Source organism: Mycobacterium kyogaense (assembly GCF_003254575.1).
Classification (GTDB): Bacteria; Actinomycetota; Actinomycetes; order Mycobacteriales; family Mycobacteriaceae; genus Mycobacterium; species Mycobacterium kyogaense.
On record NZ_QJUA01000048.1, the window covers coordinates 1 to 18,122 of the forward strand.

Here is an 18,122-nt window from a genome sequence, read left to right on the forward strand (position 1 = left end):
CCCACACGCCGCTACCAACAGGCCGATAAAACCGCCCGTACCTACCGCACCCGCGAACCCAAACCGCCATCATGAGTGTCAGCGATGTCCCGCGACACAAATGTCAGCGATGTCCCGAGACACCACACGTCGGTGAGCGACGACGAGCACGCCGAAATCGCTAGCCGATCAGGACTGCGTAGCGCGGCTTGATCACCTCGTCGATGATCGAGAGCCGCTCGTCGAACGCGATGAACGCCGACTTCATCGCGTTGATCGTGAACCGCTCGAGATCGCTCCACCCGTAGCCGAACGCCTCGACCAGCCGCAGCATCTCCTGGCTCATCGTGGTGTCGCTCATCAGCCTGTTGTCGGTGTTGACCGTCACCCGGAACCGTAGCCGGGCGAGCCGGTCGAACGGATGCTCGGCGATGCTGCCGACCGCGCCGGTCTGCACATTGGAGCTGGGGCACATCTCGAAGGGCACCCGCTTGTCACGCAGCAGGCTCGCCAGCCGACCGAGCCGCGGCGTGCCGTCCGGATCGACGGTGATGTCGTCGACGATCCGGACGCCGTGGCCGAGCCGATCGGCCCCGCAGAACGCGATGGCTTCGTGGATCGACGGCAGCCCGAACGCCTCACCGGCGTGGATCGTGAAGCGGGCGTTGTTGCTTCGCATGTACTCGAACGCGTCGAGGTGACGGGTGGGCGGGTATCCGGCCTCGGCACCGGCGATGTCGAACCCGACGACGCCGCGGTCGCGGAACCGGATCGCAAGTTCAGCGATCTCCCGAGAGCGGGCGGCATGCCGCATCGCGGTCACCAGGCAGCGCACCACGATCGGACGCCCCTGTGCCGCGGCCGCCTTCTCCCCGTCGGCGAAGCCCGCCAGCACTGCCTCCACGACCGCGTCGAGCGACAGCCCGCCGTCGATGTGCAATTCGGGAGCGAACCGGATCTCGGCGTAGACGACGTTGTCGTCGGCAAGGTCCTCCACGCATTCGAAGGCCACCCGATGCAGCGCCTCGGGCGTCTGCATGACGCCGACCGTATGGGCGAACGGCTCGAGGTAGCGCACCAGCGAGCCACTGTGCGCGGCGGTGCGGAAGAACGTCGCCAGCGACTCGGAATCGTGTTCGGGCAGCTGGTCGTAGCCCGTCTCCTCGGCGAGTTCGAGGACTGTCTGCGGACGCAGCCCGCCGTCGAGGTGATCGTGCAGCAGCGCCTTGGGCGCCTGCCGGATGTTCTCCAGCGTCAACGGTGTCGTCATCTGACTCTCCTCACGTGATCCGGTCGATGATCAGCGGACGCGCGGGCGGCGCCTCGTCTCCCACCCGCCAGGCGCCGTCGAGTTCCGACAGCGCCGGGCCGAACCGCTCGGGAGTATCGCTGTAGAGCGTGAACAGAGTCTCCCCCGCGGTGACGGGTTCGCCGGGCCGGCGGTGGATGCGCATCCCGGCGCCGAACTGCACACGCTCACCCGGCGCCGAGCGGCCCGCCCCGAGCCGCCACACCGCCAGTCCCACGGCCATCGCGTCGATGTCTCCCATCGTGCCACCGCGCGGGGCCACCACGGTCTCGCTGTGGGCACCGATCGGCAACGGAGCCGCGAGGTCACCGCCCTGCGCGGCGATCAGCGCGCGAAACCGGTCCATCGCCGTGCCGTCCTCCAATGTCTGCGCCGGATCGACGGCGTCCAGGCCCGCCGCGTCGCACATCTCCCGCGCCAGCGCGACCGTCAGCTCGACCACGTCCTCGGGTCCACCCCCGGCGAGGACGTCCAGCGACTCGGCCACCTCGACCGCATTGCCGACCGTGCGCCCCAGCGGCACCTCCATGTCGGTCAGCAGCGCGCGGGTGGCCACCCCGTGTTCTCGCCCCAGCGCGACCATCGTGGCCGCCAGCTCGCGCGACTCCGCTTCGGTGGCCAGGAACGCTCCGGAACCGACCTTGGTGTCGAGCACCAGCGCGGCAGCACCTTCGGCGATCTTCTTGCTCATCACCGAACTCGCGATCAGCGGGAGCGACTCCGTGGTGCCGGTGACATCGCGCAGCGCGTAGATCTTGCGGTCCGCGGGGGCCAGCTCCCCGGCGGCGAAGATCGCCGCACCGAGATCCCGAAGTTGTTGGTGAATCTGCGGTTTGGTGATCTCGGCGGTGAATCCGGAGATGGACTCGAGCTTGTCCAGGGTGCCGCCGGTGTGCCCGAGCCCCCGTCCCGCCGCCTGCGGAACGGCGCCGCCACAGGCCATCACGATCGGAATCAGAGGGATGGTGATCTTGTCGCCGACCCCGCCCGTGGAATGCTTGTCGACGGTCGGGCGGCCCACATCGGAGAAGTCGAAGCGCTCCCCCGAGGCCACCATCGCCGCGGTCCAGCGCGCGATCTCGTGGCCGGACATGCCCTTCAGAAAGATCGCCATCAGTAGCGCCGCCATCTGCCCGTCGGTCACGCGGTCGTGGGTGTAGGCGTCGATCACCCAGTCGATGGCGGCGTCGGACAGCGCATTGCCGTCCCGCTTGGTCCGGATGACTGACGGAGCATCGAGATGCGACATCGGGCCGGGAGCATCGAATGTGTTCTGCGTCACTAGCTTTCCCCGATCTCCTCGGAGGAGCGCGCCAGGTCGTCAGGCCCGAAGGCGTCGGGCAGCAGCCGGCTCAGCGGACGCGGCCCCGCCGGATGGTCGACGAGCATGCCCGGCCCGCCGTGCTCGAGCAGCACCTGGCGGCAGCGCCCACACGGCATCAGGGTCGCCCCGTCGGGACCTACACAGGCCAGTGCGAGCAGACGGCCACCGCCGCCGGAAATCAGGGCGCAGACCACTGCGCACTCCGCGCAGAGACCCAGGCCATATGAGACATTTTCCACATTGCAGCCGGTCACTATTCGGTAATCGTCGACCAGGGCGGCCGCCCCGACAGGAAACCGCGAATAGGGTGCATAGGCGTGCGTGGAGACATCTATTGCCTTGCGCCGCAACAACTCCCAATCTATTTCGGCGCTCACGTCCGGCTTGTCCAGCCGATTCTGAATCAATTCCGAACCCCCTGCTCCATGACCGGCGGTATCAGATAGGCGACCCTAATAACCGCCCTTTTCGGTGGGCATACGGCCACAGGCTAGTTCGTTCGACAGTACAAAGGAGATTAGAGTCGCTGCGAGGTTCGGAGAGCCAGCCGACGGGCACATCTTCCGAGCATCCACCGATGGCGTTGGAGGGGTCAGATGAGTACGGCAACATCATCGGACGGCATTGCGGCACCGCGCTCGCAGCCGTCACGCCGACGAACCCTGTATCGCGGCGATCCCGCGATGTGGTCGTGGGTCCTGCACCGGATCTCCGGTGCCTCGATCTTCTTCTTCTTGTTCGTCCACGTGACCGACACCGCGCTCGTGCGGGTCAGCCCGCAGGCCTACAACGAGATCATCGAGACCTACAAGACACCCATCATCGGCCTGATGGAGCTCGGCCTCGTCGCCGCCGTGCTCTACCACGCGCTCAACGGTATCCGCGTGATTCTGATCGACTTCTGGTCCGAGGGACCGCGCCACCAGCGCAAGATGCTCTGGGTCGTCGCCGGCGTGTTCCTCACGGTGCTGATCGTCTCGGTGGGCGTCATCGGCATGCACATGGCGGAGAGGTTCCTCTGATGGCGGAGAACCCGTACGACCACATCAGCGATCGCGGCGGCAGCGCGCCGGTCATGCAGCGCAGCCACGACCGGCCGGCCAGCCTCGACAACCCCCGGGCGCCGCGGCGCGCGGGCGGCATGCCGAACTTCGAGAAGTACGCCTGGCTGTTCATGCGCTTCTCCGGGCTGGTGCTCGTCTTCCTGGCACTCGGCCACCTGTTCATCATGTTGATGTGGGACGGCGGCGTGTACCGCATCGACTTCAACTACGTCGCGCAGCGCTGGTCCTCGCCGTTCTGGCAGACGTGGGACCTGCTGCTGCTCTGGCTCGCCCAGCTGCACGGCGGCAACGGCATGCGCACGATCATCGCCGACTACAGCCGCAAGGATTCGACCAAGTTCTGGCTGAACACGCTGTTGGCGCTGTCGATGGTGTTCGTGCTGGTGCTCGGCACCTACGTACTGCTGACGTTCGACGCATCCATCTCTTGATCGGGAGCTCACGATGATTCAAGAACACCGCTACGACGTCGTCATCGTCGGTGCCGGCGGCGCAGGCATGCGGGCCGCCGTCGAGGCCGGCCCACGGGTGCGCACCGCCGTGCTGACCAAGCTGTACCCGACGCGCTCGCACACCGGCGCGGCCCAGGGCGGCATGTGCGCCGCGCTGGCCAACGTCGAAGAGGACAACTGGGAGTGGCACACCTTCGACACCGTCAAGGGCGGCGACTACCTCGCCGACCAGGACGCGGTCGAGATCATGGCCAAAGAGGCCATCGACGCGGTGCTCGACCTCGAGAAGATGGGGATGCCGTTCAACCGCACCCCCGAAGGCCGCATCGACCAGCGCCGCTTCGGCGGGCACACCCGCGACCACGGCAAGGCCCCCGTGCGCCGGGCCTGCTACGCCGCCGACCGCACCGGCCACATGATCCTGCAGACGCTGTACCAAAACTGCGTCAAGCACGACGTGGAGTTCTTCAACGAGTTCTACGCCCTCGACATCACCATGACCGAGACGTCATCGGGTCCGGTCGCCACCGGCGTCGTCGCCTACGAGCTCGCCACCGGTGACATCCACGTCTTCCACGCCAAGGCGATCGTGTTCGCCACCGGCGGGTCGGGCCGGATGTACAAGACCACGTCCAACGCGCACACGCTCACCGGCGACGGGCTGGGCATCGTCTTCCGCAAGGGACTTCCCTTGGAGGACATGGAGTTCCATCAGTTCCACCCGACGGGCCTGGCCGGCCTGGGCATCTTGATCTCCGAGGCCGTGCGCGGCGAGGGCGGTCGGTTGCTCAACGGCGAAGGCGAACGATTCATGGAGCGCTACGCGCCCACGATCGTCGACCTCGCGCCGCGCGACATCGTGGCGCGCTCGATGGTTCTTGAGGTGCTCGAAGGCCGCGGCGCGGGACCGAACAAGGACTACGTCTACATCGACGTGCGCCACCTCGGCGAGGACGTGCTCGAGGCCAAGCTGCCCGACATCACCGAGTTCGCGCGCACCTACCTCGGTGTCGACCCGGTCAAGGAACTCGTGCCCGTCTACCCGACCTGCCACTACGTCATGGGCGGCATCCCGACCACCGTCAACGGGCAGGTGCTCTCGGACAACACCACCGTGGTGCCGGGTCTGTACGCCGCCGGCGAATGCGCGTGTGTGTCCGTGCACGGGGCCAACCGGCTGGGCACCAACTCGCTGTTGGACATCAACGTCTTCGGCCGCCGCGCGGGCATCGCCGCGGCGAATTACGCACTGGGACACGACTTCGTCGACCTGCCCGAGAAGCCCGCCGACATGGTGGTCGGCTGGGTCGGCGACATCCTGTCCGAGCACGGCAACGAGCGCGTCGCCGACATCCGCGGTGCGCTGCAGCAGTCGATGGACAACAACGCCGCGGTGTTCCGCACCGAGGAGACGCTCAAGCAGGCGCTCACCGACATCCACGCGCTCAAGGAGCGCTACGCCCGAATCACCGTGCAGGACAAGGGCAAGCGCTACAACAGCGATCTGCTCGAGGCCATCGAGCTGGGGTTCCTGCTGGAGCTCGCCGAAGTCACCGTGGTCGGCGCGCTCAACCGCAAGGAGTCCCGCGGCGGACACGCCCGCGAGGACTACCCCAACCGCGACGACACCAACTACATGCGTCACACCATGGCCTACAAGGACGGTAAGGACCTGCTGAGCGACATCCGGCTGGACTACAAGCCGGTGGTGCAGACGCGGTACGAGCCGATGGAACGGAAGTACTGACATGAGCGCGCCTGTTCTGGACAAGCAAGACACTCCGCCGGTGCCCGAGGGCGCGGTGATGGTGACGCTGAAGATCGCGCGGTTCAACCCGGAGTCGCCTGACGACGCGGGGTGGCAGAGTTTCCGGGTGCCGTGCCTGCCGAGCGACCGGCTGCTGAACCTGCTGCACTACGTCAAGTGGTACCTCGACGGCACGCTGACGTTCCGCCGGTCCTGCGCGCACGGGGTGTGCGGCTCGGACGCCATGCGCATCAACGGCGTGAATCGCCTGGCGTGCAAGGTGTTGATGCGCGACATGCTGCCGAAGAACTCGAACAAGCAGCTGACCATCACGATCGAGCCGATCCGCGGACTACCCGTGGAGAAGGACCTCGTCGTCGACATGGAACCGTTCTTCGACGCCTACCGGGCGATCAAGCCGTACCTGATCACCTCGGGCAACCAGCCCACCCGCGAACGCATCCAGAGCCAGACCGACCGCGCCCGCTACGACGACACGACCAAGTGCATCCTGTGCGCCTGCTGCACCACCAGCTGCCCGGTGTACTGGAGCGAGGGCTCGTACTTCGGCCCGGCGGCGATCGTCAACGCGCACCGCTTCATCTTCGACAGCCGTGACGAGGGTGCGGCCGAGCGGCTCGACATCCTCAACGACGTCGACGGGGTGTGGCGCTGCCGCACGACGTTCAACTGCACCGAGGCCTGCCCGCGCGGCATCGAGGTGACCAAGGCGATCCAAGAGGTCAAGCGGGCGTTGATGTTCGCGCGCTGACGGTGTCCGCGACCTGCTCGTCGTAGTACCGCAGGACCACGGCCACCGTCGCTGCCACCGGCACCGCCAGGAACGCACCGATCACCCCGAACAGCGACGCGCCCAGCGTCACCGCCAGCAGCACGATCACCGCGTGCAACTTCATCGACTTCGCCTGCAGCCACGGCTGCAGCACGTTGCCTTCGAGTTGCTGCACGGCGACGATGATGCCGAGCACGATCAGCGCGTTCACCGGCCCGTTGGCGACCAGCGCGATCAGCACCGCCAATCCGCCGGCGACGAACGCGCCGACGATCGGGACGAAGCCACCGATGAACGTCAGGATCGCCAGCGCGTAGGCCAGCGGGACGCCGAGGACGACCAGCCCGATGCCGATCAGCACCGCATCGACGAGGCTGACGATCGCCTGGGTCCTGATGAACCCGCCGAGGGTGGCCCACACGCGCTGCAGGATCTCGGCGAGGTGCGGGGCCGCGGGCCTGCCCGCGACGTGCCGCAGCCACGGCAGGAAGCGCGGCCCGTCCTTGAGGAAGAAGAACGCGACGACGATCGCGGTGAACAGGGTGACCAGCGCCGACGTCGCGGCACCGACGCCGGTGAACAATCCGGACGCGATCTTCGCGCTGCTGGAGTTGAGGGTGTCGTTGATCGCCTCGACACCTGAATTCAATTGTGCGTCACTGATGTTGAGCGGCGGGCCGCCCAGCCAGTCGCGCACCTGGACCACCCCGGCGGTGGCCTGTTCGGCCAGTTCACCGACCTGACTGACGATCGCCGGCGCGACCGCGGCGAAGATGCCGGCCACCACGGCGATGGCCAGCACCAGAATCAGCAGCGCCGCCGCGGCCGGCGGAAGCCCCTTGCCGCGCAACCAGCGCACCGGCGGCCACAGCACCGTGCACACGATCAGGGCCAACACCACCGGCAGCAGGATCACCCACGTCTTGCCGACCACCCACGACAGAATCCACACGGCCGCGGCGACCGCGACGAGACGAAGCGATGCGCTCGCCAACGATTGGAGATGCCGGTTGTAAATCTGGCCACGGTCCACCCGCCCTTTCTACCCATCGGGGCGGAATTCACCGCCATCGGCGAGCCAGGAAGTCGCGGATGAGTCCCGTCACCGCCTCCAGGTCGCTCTCGAGCAGGAAGTGGCCGCCGTCGCGCAGGTGGATCTCGGCGTCGACAGCGTCCTCGGCGAAGGCCCGGGCACCGTCCGGCCCGAAGAACGGGTCCTTGTCACCCCACACCGCCAGCACCGGCACCCCGCTGGTGCGCAGGTACTCGTGCAGCGCGGGATACAGGCGCGGGTTGCTCGCGTAGTCCTTGAACAGCGCCAGTTGGATCGCGTCGTTGCCGGGGCGCGAGAGCAGCGCGAAGTCGTGGTGCCAGGTGTCCGGGCTGACGACGCTCGGATCGGGCACGCCCGCCACGTACTGGTTCCGCGTCGCCTCGAACGACAGGAACTGACGCAGTGCGGCGGCCGTCTCCGGCGTCTGTTCGCGCTGGTAGTCCCAGACCGCCGTCCAGCCCTCGGGGACGAAGCCGGCGTCGTAGCCGTTGCCGTTCTGGGTGATGATCGCGGTGACGGCCTGGGGGTCGCGCAATGCCAGCCGCCAGCCCACCGGGGCGCCGTAGTCCTGCACGTACATCGCGTACGTGGTGACCTCGAGGTGGTCGAGCAGGCCGGCGGTCAGGTCGGCCAGCGCGTCGAAGGTGTAGTCGAACTCTTCGACCGGGGGCGCGTCGGAGTAGCCGAAGCCCAGGTAGTCCGGCGCGATCACGTGGTAGCGGTCGGCGAGTTCGCCGATCAGGTCGCGGAACATGAACGAGCTGGTCGGAAAACCGTGCAGGAGGACGATCACCGGGGAGCCGGGAGTGCCCGCCTCGCGGTAGAAGATCTTGTGATCGGAGACGGTGGCGTACCGGTGATGGACGACGCTCATGATGTAACTCCTTAAAATCGTTTTAACGGTTAGCCCCAGTGAACCCGGCCGGGTGTAACCTGTCAATGGCATTTAGGAGGTTAGCCATGGAACTGTCCGTTGCCGGGCCCGCCGACGAGACACTGCTGCTCGATCTGCTCAACACCACCCCGGTCGTCGACGGCGTGCCCACCGATCTCCTCGCAGACCCCGGATGGCTGCGCGAGCACCACATCGACGCGTCCGACCTCGACCGGCTCTCAGCCGCCCGCGACGCACTGCAGGCGGTCGTGCGCGGAGAACAGCCTCCATCGGCGTTGAGGCCGTTCCTCGACGGCGTGGTCCTGACGCCGACCACCACCGAAGACGGCGTCGACTGGCGGTTCCCGGCCCTCGACGCGACCGCCCGGGCCGTCCTCGCATGGGACACCCTGCGGATCAGCAGTCCGGGACGCCTGCGGCCCTGCGCCAACGACGAGTGCCACCTCTTCCTGCTGGATCGCAGCAAGCCCAACACCGCGCGGTGGTGCTCGATGGCGATCTGCGGCAACCGGATGAAAGCCCGCAGGCACTATCGGCGCACCCACTCCGACTGAGTCGGGCATGCTGCTCAGGTGCTGACGCTGAGCCAGGTCGTCGGGACCGCCCTCCGCGGTCCCGACGGGACACCGATGGGCCGCGTAGCCGACCTGACGGTCAGCCTCGCCGACCCGAACCCGCTGCCGATGATCGACCGCGTGCTGATCCGGCGGCCGCATGCCCACGACCTGTTGCTTCCGTGGTCAGCGGTGTCGGCCGCCCAGGGCTCGCTGTCCCTCACCGGCGAGGCCGCGGGGTTCGCGATCGACTCCCTCGCCGCCGCGCTCGACGACGACGAAATCCTGTTGGGGCGCGACGTTCTCGACACCCAGGTGGTGGACATCGGCGAGCAGCGGCTGGCCCGGGTCGCCGACGTCGTCCTCGCCCGCACCCCAGACGGACACATGGAGGTCGTCGGGGTGGAGGTCGGATTCGGCGCCGTGCTGCGCCGGCTCGGCCTGCGCGCGCTGGCCGCACGCGCCGGACGGGATGCCGTCGCGTGGAGTGATCTACATCTGACATCCGATCGCGGCCACGCCGTGCAACTCGCCACCCCGCGCTCGGCGGTGCATCACCTCGACGCGCGCGCCCTCGCCACACTGGTGGCCCGGCTGGACACCGGCGCGGCGACCGATGTGCTCGCCACCCAGGAGCCACACGCGGCCGCCGAGATCGTCCGCGCCGGACCTGATGCGGTCGGCGAGCGTGTGTTGCGAGCACTGCCCGACACCGCCGCCGCCCAGATCGTCGCAGCTATGCCCGCCGAGCACGCCCTGACCTGGCGCCGCCGTCTTGCCCGCCCCCGCACCCGGCGGTTCCTGCGCTCGCACGTCTGGCCGCGTCGCACATGACGCGCCGCAAGGGGTTCGCCCTCGGTGGGCTGCTCGCAGTCGTCGGCCCCGGCCTTCTCGCGGGACTCTCCGACGACGATCCCGCCGGCATCACCACCTATTCGGTGCTGGGCGCCGAGCACGGCTATCAACTGCTGTGGGTGCTGCTGCTGTCGACCGTCGCGCTGGTGATGTTCCACGGCCTGGCCGCACGGATGGGCGTGGTCACCGGCCAGGGCCTGATCGGCCTGGTCCGCCAGCGCTACGGCGTCCGTGTGGGCGGCACCGTGCTGGTCGCGCTGGTGATCGCGAACATCGGCACGACCTGTGCCGAATTCGCCGGCATCGCCGCGGGATTCGAATTGTTCGGCATCAGCCGCTACATCAGCGTGCCCGCCGCCGCGGTGATCGTGTCGATGCTGGTGCTACGCGGCAGCTTTCACCGTGTGGAGCACGTGTTGCTGGCGTTGTCGACGGTGTTCCTCGCCTACATCGCGTCCGGTGTGCTGGCGCGACCCGACTGGGGTGCGGCAGCCAAAGGGCTCGTGGTGCCGAGCATGCCGACCGACGGCGCGACGATCGCGATCGTCACGGCGACCGTCGGCACCACCCTGGCGCCCTGGGGACTGTCGTTCATCCAGTCCTACGCGGTCGACAAGAAGCTGCGCACCGAAGACCTGGTGTTCGAGCGCATCGACGTGGTGACCGGGGCGGTACTGACCGGCGTCATCGGCTTCTTCGTCGTGGTGGCCTGCGCCGCGACACTGCACCGCGACGGCCGGTCGATCAGCGACGCCGCCGACGCCGCCGTCGCGCTGCAGCCGCTGGCAGGCGACACCGCCGCCACACTGTTCGCCGTCGGCCTGATCTGCGCGGCGCTGCTCGCCGCCTCGGTGCTCCCGCTGTCGACGGCGTACTCGGTGTGCGAATACGCCGGAGTCGAAGCGGCCCTCGACGATCCATTCACCGACGCGCGGACGTTCTACATATCCTTCGGGCTGGTGACCGCACTGGGTGCAGCGGTGGTGCTCATCCCCGGCGCGCCGCTGGTGACCATCCTGGTCGGCACGCAGGTGCTCAACGCGGTGCTGCTGATACCGCTGCTGATCGCGATGATCGGCACGGGCCGGGACCGGGATCTGATGGGCGAGTTCGCGATCGGCCGGTCGGCCACCATCGCCTACGGCGCGACGACCGCGGTGGTGCTGATGTGCGTGGCCGTGCTGGCGGTGGTGTCGGTCACCGGGTGAGCGTGCGCGCACGCTCATGTGGCGCGAGCGCACGCGGAATGCCAGCTCTGCCGGCGCGTCGACGTACAAACACTCCCCCGCAAGCGGGCGGTGCCCCCAGCGCTCGCGGGATGAGGTGACACCCATCCGACGCGGGGGTGGCGTCGAATGCGGAGTATGGCGTCTTCGAACACCGTTGAACTGGTCGTCCTGGTCGACGACGACGGCCACCGCCTCGGCTCCGCACCCAAGGCGCAGGTCCACCACGAGTCGACACCGCTGCACCTGGCGTTCTCCTGCTACCTCTTCGACCACTCCGGCAACGTCCTGCTGACCCGGCGGGCCCTGCACAAGCGGACCTTCGCCGGCATCTGGACCAACTCCTGCTGCGGCCACCCCGCCCCCGACGAGTCGATGACCGACGCGGTACACCGCCGCGTCGGCGAGGAACTGGGCGTCGGCATCGTCGAGCTGACCTGCGTGCTGCCCGATTTCCGCTATTACGCGGTGGCGTCCGACGGCGTCGCCGAGAACGAGCTGTGCCCGGTCTACTGCGGACGCATCGACGGGCCCGTGCGCGCCGATCCGGAGGAAGTCATGGACTACCAGTGGGTGCCGTGGGAGCAGGCCTGCACCGCTGCCCGCCTGGGCTGGGCGATCAGCCCGTGGGCCGCCGAGCAGATCCCGCTGCTGGACCACGCGGGCGTCCCGCAGGGCCGCTAACCCCGGGTCTGGAACAGACGCTCCGCGTAGGCCAGATCGTCGCGCCACAGTCTGGCTGCCGCGCGGCGCATCAGGGGCCGCAGCAGCGGTCCAGCCACCAGCCCCTTGCCGAAGTGCGGGCGATCGGAATGCGCGATCACAGCCTCCACCACCGCGGTCCTCGGCCGCCCGTCCGGGCCCGGACCGAGCGGCGTCGCGTGGGTCTCCACCACGCTGCCCTGCCCCTCGCCCTCGATGATGCGCATCGTGACCGTTCGCGGGCCGGGGGTGGTGAACTCCGCGATCACCGGGACACCCAGGCGGCCGATACGGAACGTGACGTCGACGACGAAGCGATCCAGCGCCTCGGGCAGATCGTCCTCGGCCGGCGGCGCACTGAGGACCTTGAGCTGCGTGAACGAATACGGGTGAAACCACGCCCCGTGCCAGGGATCGAGCCGATTGGCCACGACGTCGGCCGGTTCGCAGACCCCCTCGAGCCGGGTGACCGCCGCCAGCGCCGGGTCGCCGGGACGTGGCATCGGCGGAGGCGTATCGGACAGGGGCGACGTCGCCGGGTCGAGCGCGTCGTCGAAGCGCACCCAGCACAACACCCCGTCGTCGTGCGAGGCGTACGGCTTCCACGCGCCGTGCCTGCGCTCGCCGAGGCGCAGACCATGCCACGGGCACACCAGGGTGCCGCACTCCACCGGCGCCGTGGCCAGATCGGCACCCAGATGCGGGCAGGCCCGCGGCGCGACGAGCAAGCCGCCGTCCGCCCCGCGCCACGCCACGATCTCCCGGCCGGCGACCGTCGTCCCCAGCGCCGAGGTGGTGAGCGTCGAACTCTCCGCGAAGGCGAACCAGTTGCCTCCGGGTCTGCGCTGGGCGCGGCGCAGAGCCGACGCGATCAGCGTGGGGCTGGCGTCGGCGTATGTCGGCGTCTGGGCCGCCCAATCCAGCGCCGGAAGAACCTCGAACGGCCACGCCGCGGCGACGCGGCCGCGCCAGCCCTTGTCTTCGCTCATCGGGGAGCCCCCGCAGTCGCCAGCCGGCGCAGCACACCGGAGCGCCCCTGATTGGGCACCGTGTGCAGCTCATGCCCGGCCACTCCGAACCTGTGCAGCAGCTCGTTGGCGGCCGTCCAGCCCGTCGTCGCCGCCCGCTCCATCAGTGCCACCGGAAGATCGATGCGAATACCGTCCCCCGCCAGCATGATTCGGGGATCGGGTGTGCGCACCGAAGGCCGCTCGGCATAATCGCCCGGGGCGAAACGTGGGCAGTCGCCGCGGAGCAGCACCCGCTCGTCGACAATCGAAGCAGTCACCGTCTCAGGGTAGAGCTCGTGCATGCGCGCGATCAGGGCGTCCCGCACCGTGTTCATCGATTCGGTGTCCGTCGGTTCGCTGACCGAGTAGGCGTGCAGTTCCACCACCGATCCCCCGGTGTGCGTCGCCCAGCGCGCCGCCTCCCGCTCGTACCGTTCGACGACGCTGATGTTGTCCAGCGGCTCGCGCCCACCCGTCCCGACGAACGCGGCACGGTCGGGACGCACCGGGCGGTCCAGCCACAACCGCAGCACCACGAACGGCGGCGCCGTGCCCATCGCGGCGACCCGCTCCCGCCACGGTGCATCGCCGAGCTCGGGTGACGCCGCGACGATGCGCTGCAGCCCGGTGACGTCGGTGGCGAGGACCACGCCGTCAGCGTCGAGAATGTCACCGCCGGCGGTGCGGACCGTCACAGTGTCCCCGACGGTCACCGCGTCGACGCTCACCCCGGTGCGGAACACCACGCCGCGCCCGCTGAGGTAGTCGCGCAGCGGATTCCACAGCGCCACATCAAAATTCGCGTTCGCGACGTCGAAGATCAGGCCTTCACTGGAACCCAGGAAATAGATGTGGAACATCGTGACCAGTTCACCGGCCGACAGCGCCTCGGGACGCGCGAAGAAGCTGCGCGCGAACACCTCGAACGCGAGGTGGCGCGCCGCATCGGGAAAGTTGATGTCGCGCAGGAAAGTCTGCGCATCCCGGTGGTCGAGGAGTCGATAGGTGTCCGGGACGGACACCGCAGCCAGGGGCGCGGCGGCCTTGGCGTCGATGCGCACGAGGTCGCGCAGTCGAAAGGTGGGGCTGCGCAACGCGAATGCCAATGCGTTCAGCGGTGGGGTCTGCGGCAGGCCGCGGAACGTGTCCCGCCGGCCGGCGCCGTCGATCAGCGGATAGTCGGCCACCGGCGTCAACGCGGACAGGGCGGGATCGCCACGCTTCAGCAGTGCGCGCAGGTTGTAGTACTGCCGGAAGAAGGCGTGGAAGCCGCGGTTCATCCCGGTCTGCGAACCGTCGGCCAGCGTCTCGGTCCAGCCGCCCACCCGGCCCCCGAGATAGCTCTCACGCTCCACGACGTCGACAGCGACCCCACGTTCGGCCAGGCCGGTGGCGGCGGCCAGGCCGGCGATCCCGCCGCCCACCACGACCACGCGGGGTGTGTCACCGTCGCCGGTGATCGCGGGACGCCCGGGGCGGGCGGGCCAGGTCTGACGGCGGCGGTCAGTCACGAGCCACCGATCACACGCTGCCGTGCCGGGCGCGCGCCACCCACGACTTACCCAGCCCCGCCAGTGCGACGACCGCTCGCCGCGGCTTGCCCACGGTGGCGCGCCGCCCGAAGATGTCGAAGTCCGACGCCTCGATGCGGCCGAGGATCTCCGAGTACAGCGTCGACGCAGCGGCCACGCACGGCCGCGAGGCGTGGGCGAGCTTGCCGATACCGGGTTGGGCCTCGTCATAGGTCCTACGGGTGATGGCGTGCTGTTCGGCCAGCGCGGCACGCAGTCGCGGTTCGGTGCGCCGGTTGGCCTGGCACCACCGCAGCAGATCCCGATCCACACCGTGGGCGGCGAGCTCGTCGGCGGGCAGGTACACCCGGCCCCGGTGCAGATCCTCGTCGACGTCGCGCAGGAAGTTGGTCAGCTGGAACGCCTTTCCCAACGCGGCGGCATAGGGGGCGGCCTCGTCTCGCGGGACGACGGTGCCGAGGATCGGCAGCATCTGCAACCCGATGACCTCGGCCGAGCCGTACATGTACTTCTCCAGGGCGGCCCGGTCCGGATAGTCGGTCACCGTCAGATCCATCCGCATCGACGCGAGGAAGTCGTCGAACAGATCCCAGCCGATGTCGTACTTGCGCGCGGTGTGCACCACCGCGGCCAGCACCGGGTCGTCCCCGCACGGCTGGTTCTCGACCAGCGCGTTGAACAGTCGCGTCGACAGCTGCTGCAGCTGCTCGGCACGTTCGTCGACGGTGCGCGGATCGTCGAGATCGTCGAGGATGTCGTCGGCGAAGCGCGCGAACCCGTACAGCGCATGCACGGCGGGGCGCTGGCGCGGCGCCAGCAGCCGGGTGGCCAGGAAGAACGTCTTGCCGTAGCGGGCGTTCAGGCTGCGGCACTGCCGATAGGCGTCGCGCAGCGACGGGTCCCGGACACCCGCCGCGTCGAGCTCGGTGTGGATCATGGGCGGTTGACCTCCGAGGTGGGCTGGCTGGCGTGCACGCCGGTGATGCGATCGGCGGCAAGCCGCCCGGACAGGATCGCGGTCGGCACGCCGACCCCGGGGACGGTGGAAGACCCTGCGAGCACCACGTTGTCGACGCCGCGGACCGTGTTCGCCGGCCGGAACGGCCCGGTCTGAGAGAACGTGTGCGCCAACGCGAACGGGCTGCCGGCCGCCATGCCCTGCCGGCCCCAGTCCGCCGGGGTCACGACGTGGAGCACCTCGGCGTCATCGGCGACACCCGGCGCGCGCTTGCGAACGGCATCGATCATGTCGTCCACGTAACCCGGCCCGACGGTGTCCCAATCCACCACGCCCACATCGGTGTTCGGGGCGGGAGCGAGCACGTAGAGCAGGTCGCGACCGGCCGGGGCCAGTGACGGATCACCCGCGGTCGGCCGGGTCACCAACAGCGACGGATCACGCATGGTGCGGCCGTCGTCGATGATGTCGCGGAACGTCTGATGCCACGCGTCGCCGAACAGGATCGTGTGATGCCCGGCGGCCTCACCGACGGCCTCGCAGCCGACATGCGCGACGACCGCCGACGGTGCGGCGCGCAACTTCACCGGCCTGCGCGGGGTGCGCCGCACCAAGCGGTAGGTGTCGGGCAGCTCGGTGGTGAGCACCACCGCGTCGGCCGGCACCCGGACACCCTCGGCGGTCCGCACCGCGGTCACCCGGGACCCGCTGAACTCGAGCTCGGAAACCGTTGCGTTGTAGACGAATTCGACGCCCGCATCAGAGGCCGCGGCGGCCATCGCGTCGGGCAGGGCCCGCACCCCACCCTGCGGGAAGTACACCCCGGCCACCGTGTCCATGTACGCGATCACCGCATACGCGGCCAGCGCGCTCTGCGGTGGCACCCCCGCGTAGAGGGCCTGGAAGGTGAAGACCCGCAGCAGCCGCTCGTCGGTGATGTGGCGACGCACCATCCGTTCCCAGCCGCGGAACCCGCCGAGAGCGGCGAGCCGGGCGAGCTGCGGGGTCACCAGCGACAGCGGCGAATCGAAGTTCGCGCCGATGAAGCCGTCGAACTCGGTGCGGTAGAGCCTGGTCAGCCAGTCCCGCAGGCGGAGATAGCCGTCGGCCTGCTCGCGGCCGGCGAAGCGCTCCACCTCGGCGGCCATCGCGGCGGCGTCGGTGTGGACATGCACCGCACTGCCGTCGGCGAAGCGCGCCTCGTAGGCCGGATCGACCCGTTCCATCGGCAGCCGCGCCGCCAACGAGTCACCGACCGCGGCGAACGCGTCGTCGATGATGTCGGGCATGGTGAGCACCGTGGGCCCGGTGTCGATCTTGTAGCCGCGGACGTCTTCGCGTCCGACGCGCCCGCCCGGGTGGGCGCCGCGCTCGACGACGGTGACAGCCCGGCCGCGGCCGGCCAGCTGCAGTGCCGCCGAGAGCCCCGACAGTCCGGCTCCGACGATGACGACGCGGTCGGTGCGTCCGGTGACGGTGCGCATCACGCCGCCCGCTGGGTGCAGGCGACGGCCATGTCGGCCAACGCGGCTCGAGCGAAATCGGGCAGCTCGACGGCATCCAGATGGTCGAGCGCCACGCTGTGCCGGTCGGCGATGAGCCTCTCGATCCACTCCACCGCGCCGCTCGCGACGATCAGGGTGCGCCAGTGCTCGGCGGCCTCGCGGTCGATGTGCGGGCGATTCATCAGGTCGAACAGCTGCTCGCGCAGCGGCTTGTCGGCCAGCTGGTATGCGGCGATGATCACGCTGGTGGCCTTGCGCTCCTCCATGTCGGTGCCGGCCGACTTGCCGGTCAGCGACGGGGTGCCGAACACGCCAAGGAGATCGTCGCGCAACTGGAACGCCTCGCCGATCGCGGCGCCGTAGGCCGACAGCGCGTCGATCACGTCGTCGCCGCAACCGGCCATCACCGCCCCGATCTCCAGCGGCCTGCGCACGGTGTAGTTGCCTGACTTTCGACGCAGCACGTCGAGAACCTCCTCGAGGGTGGGCAGAGCGTGTGAACTGTTGACCAGATCGGCGAACTGGCCGATCGCCAGCTCGGTCCGCATGTCGTCGTAGTGGGGCCACACCCGGGCCAGCGCGGGCTGCCCGACGCCGCTACGGCGCAGCATCTGCTCCGCCCACACCAGGCACAGATCGCCGAGCAGGATCGCCGCGGACTCACCGAACCGATCGGGCGAGCCGGCCAGTCCGCGCTCCCGGTGCCACCGGCCGAACGAGATGTGCGCGGCCGGCCGGGCGCGGCGCAGCGGTGAGGAGTCCATGACGTCGTCCTGGATCAGCGCGAATGCGTGCAACAGCTCCAAGCTCGCCGAGGCGCGCACCGCGGCGGCGTGCTCCGCGGAGTCCGCGTCGCCATCCTCGCCGGCCCCGCACAGCCATCCGAGATACATGAACGTCGACCGCACGTACTTTCCCCCGTCGAGGAAATCGGCGAGCAGGCCGCCGGCGATGTCCACATTCGTCGCGGCCAACCGGCCGGCACACTCGGACCGCACGAACTCGGCGAGATGGCTGCGCACCGACTCGCGCAGTCCGTCGCGCCATGCGCCCAGCGGATCCGCGGGCGCCCGCGCGCCCGACATCACCAGACGAGGCACCGCCCGTTCGCCATCCCTCAAGCTGACCCCTCCTGGTGGTGCGTCCTGCTCGACCCGCGTCAC

18 protein-coding genes are annotated in these 18,122 nt (G+C 69.2%); 8 read left to right on the forward strand and 10 right to left on the reverse strand.

What is annotated here, in order from left to right; genetic code table 11:
* Positions 1-160: 160 nt before the first annotated feature.
* From DMB80_RS23975 to DMB80_RS23985, 3 genes are read right to left on the reverse strand one after another with little or no spacing between them, the layout of a single operon-like run.
* On the reverse strand, positions 161-1,249 hold the full coding sequence (locus DMB80_RS23975; RefSeq protein ID WP_111512153.1) for an adenosine deaminase: 1,089 nt from the start codon (positions 1,247-1,249) through the stop codon (positions 161-163).
* Between the two features lie 10 nt (positions 1,250-1,259).
* Entirely contained in the window at positions 1,260-2,570 is a 1,311-nt protein-coding gene (locus tag DMB80_RS23980) for a thymidine phosphorylase (RefSeq protein ID WP_420812217.1), read from the reverse strand.
* Positions 2,570-2,989, reverse strand: coding sequence for a cytidine deaminase (locus DMB80_RS23985; protein ID WP_162938683.1), 420 nt, complete (start codon positions 2,987-2,989; stop codon positions 2,570-2,572). Before DMB80_RS23985 ends, DMB80_RS23980 begins: the two co-directional genes overlap by 1 nt.
* A 219-nt stretch (positions 2,990-3,208) precedes the next feature.
* On the opposite strand from DMB80_RS23985, the gene sdhC reads away from it, so the two are divergent.
* The 4 genes from sdhC to DMB80_RS24005 are packed head-to-tail and all read left to right on the forward strand — an operon-like array spanning position 3,209 to position 6,647.
* Positions 3,209-3,634, forward strand: a complete 426-nt coding sequence (sdhC, locus tag DMB80_RS23990; protein WP_111512154.1) for a succinate dehydrogenase, cytochrome b556 subunit — start codon at positions 3,209-3,211, stop codon at positions 3,632-3,634.
* Positions 3,634-4,107 (forward strand): succinate dehydrogenase hydrophobic membrane anchor subunit, encoded by a 474-nt coding sequence (locus tag DMB80_RS23995; RefSeq protein ID WP_046366036.1) that lies wholly within the window; start codon positions 3,634-3,636, stop codon positions 4,105-4,107. The genes sdhC and DMB80_RS23995 overlap by 1 nt, the downstream gene beginning before the upstream one ends.
* A 13-nt stretch (positions 4,108-4,120) precedes the next feature.
* Positions 4,121-5,875 carry a succinate dehydrogenase flavoprotein subunit gene (gene sdhA, locus DMB80_RS24000; RefSeq protein ID WP_046366037.1) on the forward strand — a complete coding sequence of 585 codons (1,755 nt, stop codon included), beginning with the start codon at positions 4,121-4,123 and terminating at the stop codon, positions 5,873-5,875.
* Between the two features lies 1 nt (position 5,876).
* Positions 5,877-6,647 carry a succinate dehydrogenase iron-sulfur subunit gene (locus DMB80_RS24005; protein WP_111512155.1) on the forward strand — a complete coding sequence of 257 codons (771 nt, stop codon included), beginning with the start codon at positions 5,877-5,879 and terminating at the stop codon, positions 6,645-6,647.
* Here the strand turns inward: DMB80_RS24005 and DMB80_RS24010 are convergent.
* Positions 6,619-7,701: an AI-2E family transporter gene (locus tag DMB80_RS24010; RefSeq protein WP_111512156.1), complete on the reverse strand. Its 1,083-nt coding sequence runs from the start codon at positions 7,699-7,701 to the stop codon at positions 6,619-6,621. The two genes, DMB80_RS24005 and DMB80_RS24010, sit on opposite strands and share 29 nt — an antisense overlap.
* A gap of 28 nt (positions 7,702-7,729) precedes the next feature.
* The gene (locus DMB80_RS24015; RefSeq protein WP_111512157.1) at positions 7,730-8,596 is read right to left on the reverse strand and encodes an alpha/beta fold hydrolase; all 867 of its coding nucleotides are present in this window, start codon (positions 8,594-8,596) and stop codon (positions 7,730-7,732) included.
* A gap of 86 nt (positions 8,597-8,682) precedes the next feature.
* Between DMB80_RS24015 and DMB80_RS24020 the strand changes: the two genes are divergently transcribed.
* From DMB80_RS24020 to idi, 4 genes are all read left to right on the forward strand, one after another.
* Positions 8,683-9,171: a CGNR zinc finger domain-containing protein gene (locus DMB80_RS24020; protein WP_111512158.1), complete on the forward strand. Its 489-nt coding sequence runs from the start codon at positions 8,683-8,685 to the stop codon at positions 9,169-9,171.
* A gap of 18 nt (positions 9,172-9,189) precedes the next feature.
* Positions 9,190-10,005: a PRC-barrel domain-containing protein gene (locus DMB80_RS24025; protein ID WP_111512159.1), complete on the forward strand. Its 816-nt coding sequence runs from the start codon at positions 9,190-9,192 to the stop codon at positions 10,003-10,005.
* Positions 10,002-11,234, forward strand: a complete 1,233-nt coding sequence (locus tag DMB80_RS24030) for an Nramp family divalent metal transporter (RefSeq protein ID WP_111512160.1) — start codon at positions 10,002-10,004, stop codon at positions 11,232-11,234. The genes DMB80_RS24025 and DMB80_RS24030 overlap by 4 nt, the downstream gene beginning before the upstream one ends.
* A gap of 156 nt (positions 11,235-11,390) precedes the next feature.
* Positions 11,391-11,936 (forward strand): isopentenyl-diphosphate Delta-isomerase, encoded by a 546-nt coding sequence (gene idi, locus DMB80_RS24035; protein WP_111512161.1) that lies wholly within the window; start codon positions 11,391-11,393, stop codon positions 11,934-11,936.
* Here idi and DMB80_RS24040 read toward each other — a convergent pair.
* Genes DMB80_RS24040 through DMB80_RS24060 form a run of 5 tightly spaced genes read right to left on the reverse strand, consistent with a single transcriptional unit; the run spans position 11,933 to position 18,044 of the window.
* Positions 11,933-12,943: a DUF5914 domain-containing protein gene (locus DMB80_RS24040; protein ID WP_111512162.1), complete on the reverse strand. Its 1,011-nt coding sequence runs from the start codon at positions 12,941-12,943 to the stop codon at positions 11,933-11,935. The genes idi and DMB80_RS24040 overlap by 4 nt on opposite strands.
* Positions 12,940-14,475: an FAD-dependent oxidoreductase gene (locus DMB80_RS24045; RefSeq protein WP_111512163.1), complete on the reverse strand. Its 1,536-nt coding sequence runs from the start codon at positions 14,473-14,475 to the stop codon at positions 12,940-12,942. The genes DMB80_RS24040 and DMB80_RS24045 overlap by 4 nt, the downstream gene beginning before the upstream one ends.
* Positions 14,476-14,485: 10 nt before the next feature.
* On the reverse strand, positions 14,486-15,433 hold the full coding sequence (locus DMB80_RS24050) for a phytoene/squalene synthase family protein (protein ID WP_111512164.1): 948 nt from the start codon (positions 15,431-15,433) through the stop codon (positions 14,486-14,488).
* Positions 15,430-16,938 (reverse strand): phytoene desaturase family protein, encoded by a 1,509-nt coding sequence (crtI, locus tag DMB80_RS24055; RefSeq protein WP_111512165.1) that lies wholly within the window; start codon positions 16,936-16,938, stop codon positions 15,430-15,432. Before crtI ends, DMB80_RS24050 begins: the two co-directional genes overlap by 4 nt.
* The gene (locus DMB80_RS24060; protein ID WP_111512166.1) at positions 16,938-18,044 is read right to left on the reverse strand and encodes a polyprenyl synthetase family protein; all 1,107 of its coding nucleotides are present in this window, start codon (positions 18,042-18,044) and stop codon (positions 16,938-16,940) included. Before DMB80_RS24060 ends, crtI begins: the two co-directional genes overlap by 1 nt.
* Positions 18,045-18,122: the final 78 nt, after the last annotated feature.

Coding starts and splice junctions, on each gene's coding strand:
- DMB80_RS23975 (WP_111512153.1), bottom strand. CDS start 1,249: ATGACGACACCGTTGACGCTGGAGAACATCCGGCAGGCGCCCAAGGCG.
- sdhC (WP_111512154.1), top strand. CDS start 3,209: ATGAGTACGGCAACATCATCGGACGGCATTGCGGCACCGCGCTCGCAG.
- DMB80_RS23995 (WP_046366036.1), top strand. CDS start 3,634: ATGGCGGAGAACCCGTACGACCACATCAGCGATCGCGGCGGCAGCGCG.
- sdhA (WP_046366037.1), top strand. CDS start 4,121: ATGATTCAAGAACACCGCTACGACGTCGTCATCGTCGGTGCCGGCGGC.
- DMB80_RS24005 (WP_111512155.1), top strand. CDS start 5,877: ATGAGCGCGCCTGTTCTGGACAAGCAAGACACTCCGCCGGTGCCCGAG.
- DMB80_RS24015 (WP_111512157.1), bottom strand. CDS start 8,596: ATGAGCGTCGTCCATCACCGGTACGCCACCGTCTCCGATCACAAGATC.
- DMB80_RS24020 (WP_111512158.1), top strand. CDS start 8,683: ATGGAACTGTCCGTTGCCGGGCCCGCCGACGAGACACTGCTGCTCGAT.
- DMB80_RS24030 (WP_111512160.1), top strand. CDS start 10,002: ATGACGCGCCGCAAGGGGTTCGCCCTCGGTGGGCTGCTCGCAGTCGTC.
- idi (WP_111512161.1), top strand. CDS start 11,391: ATGGCGTCTTCGAACACCGTTGAACTGGTCGTCCTGGTCGACGACGAC.
- DMB80_RS24040 (WP_111512162.1), bottom strand. CDS start 12,943: ATGAGCGAAGACAAGGGCTGGCGCGGCCGCGTCGCCGCGGCGTGGCCG.
- DMB80_RS24050 (WP_111512164.1), bottom strand. CDS start 15,433: ATGATCCACACCGAGCTCGACGCGGCGGGTGTCCGGGACCCGTCGCTG.
- crtI (WP_111512165.1), bottom strand. CDS start 16,938: ATGCGCACCGTCACCGGACGCACCGACCGCGTCGTCATCGTCGGAGCC.
- DMB80_RS24060 (WP_111512166.1), bottom strand. CDS start 18,044: ATGTCGGGCGCGCGGGCGCCCGCGGATCCGCTGGGCGCATGGCGCGAC.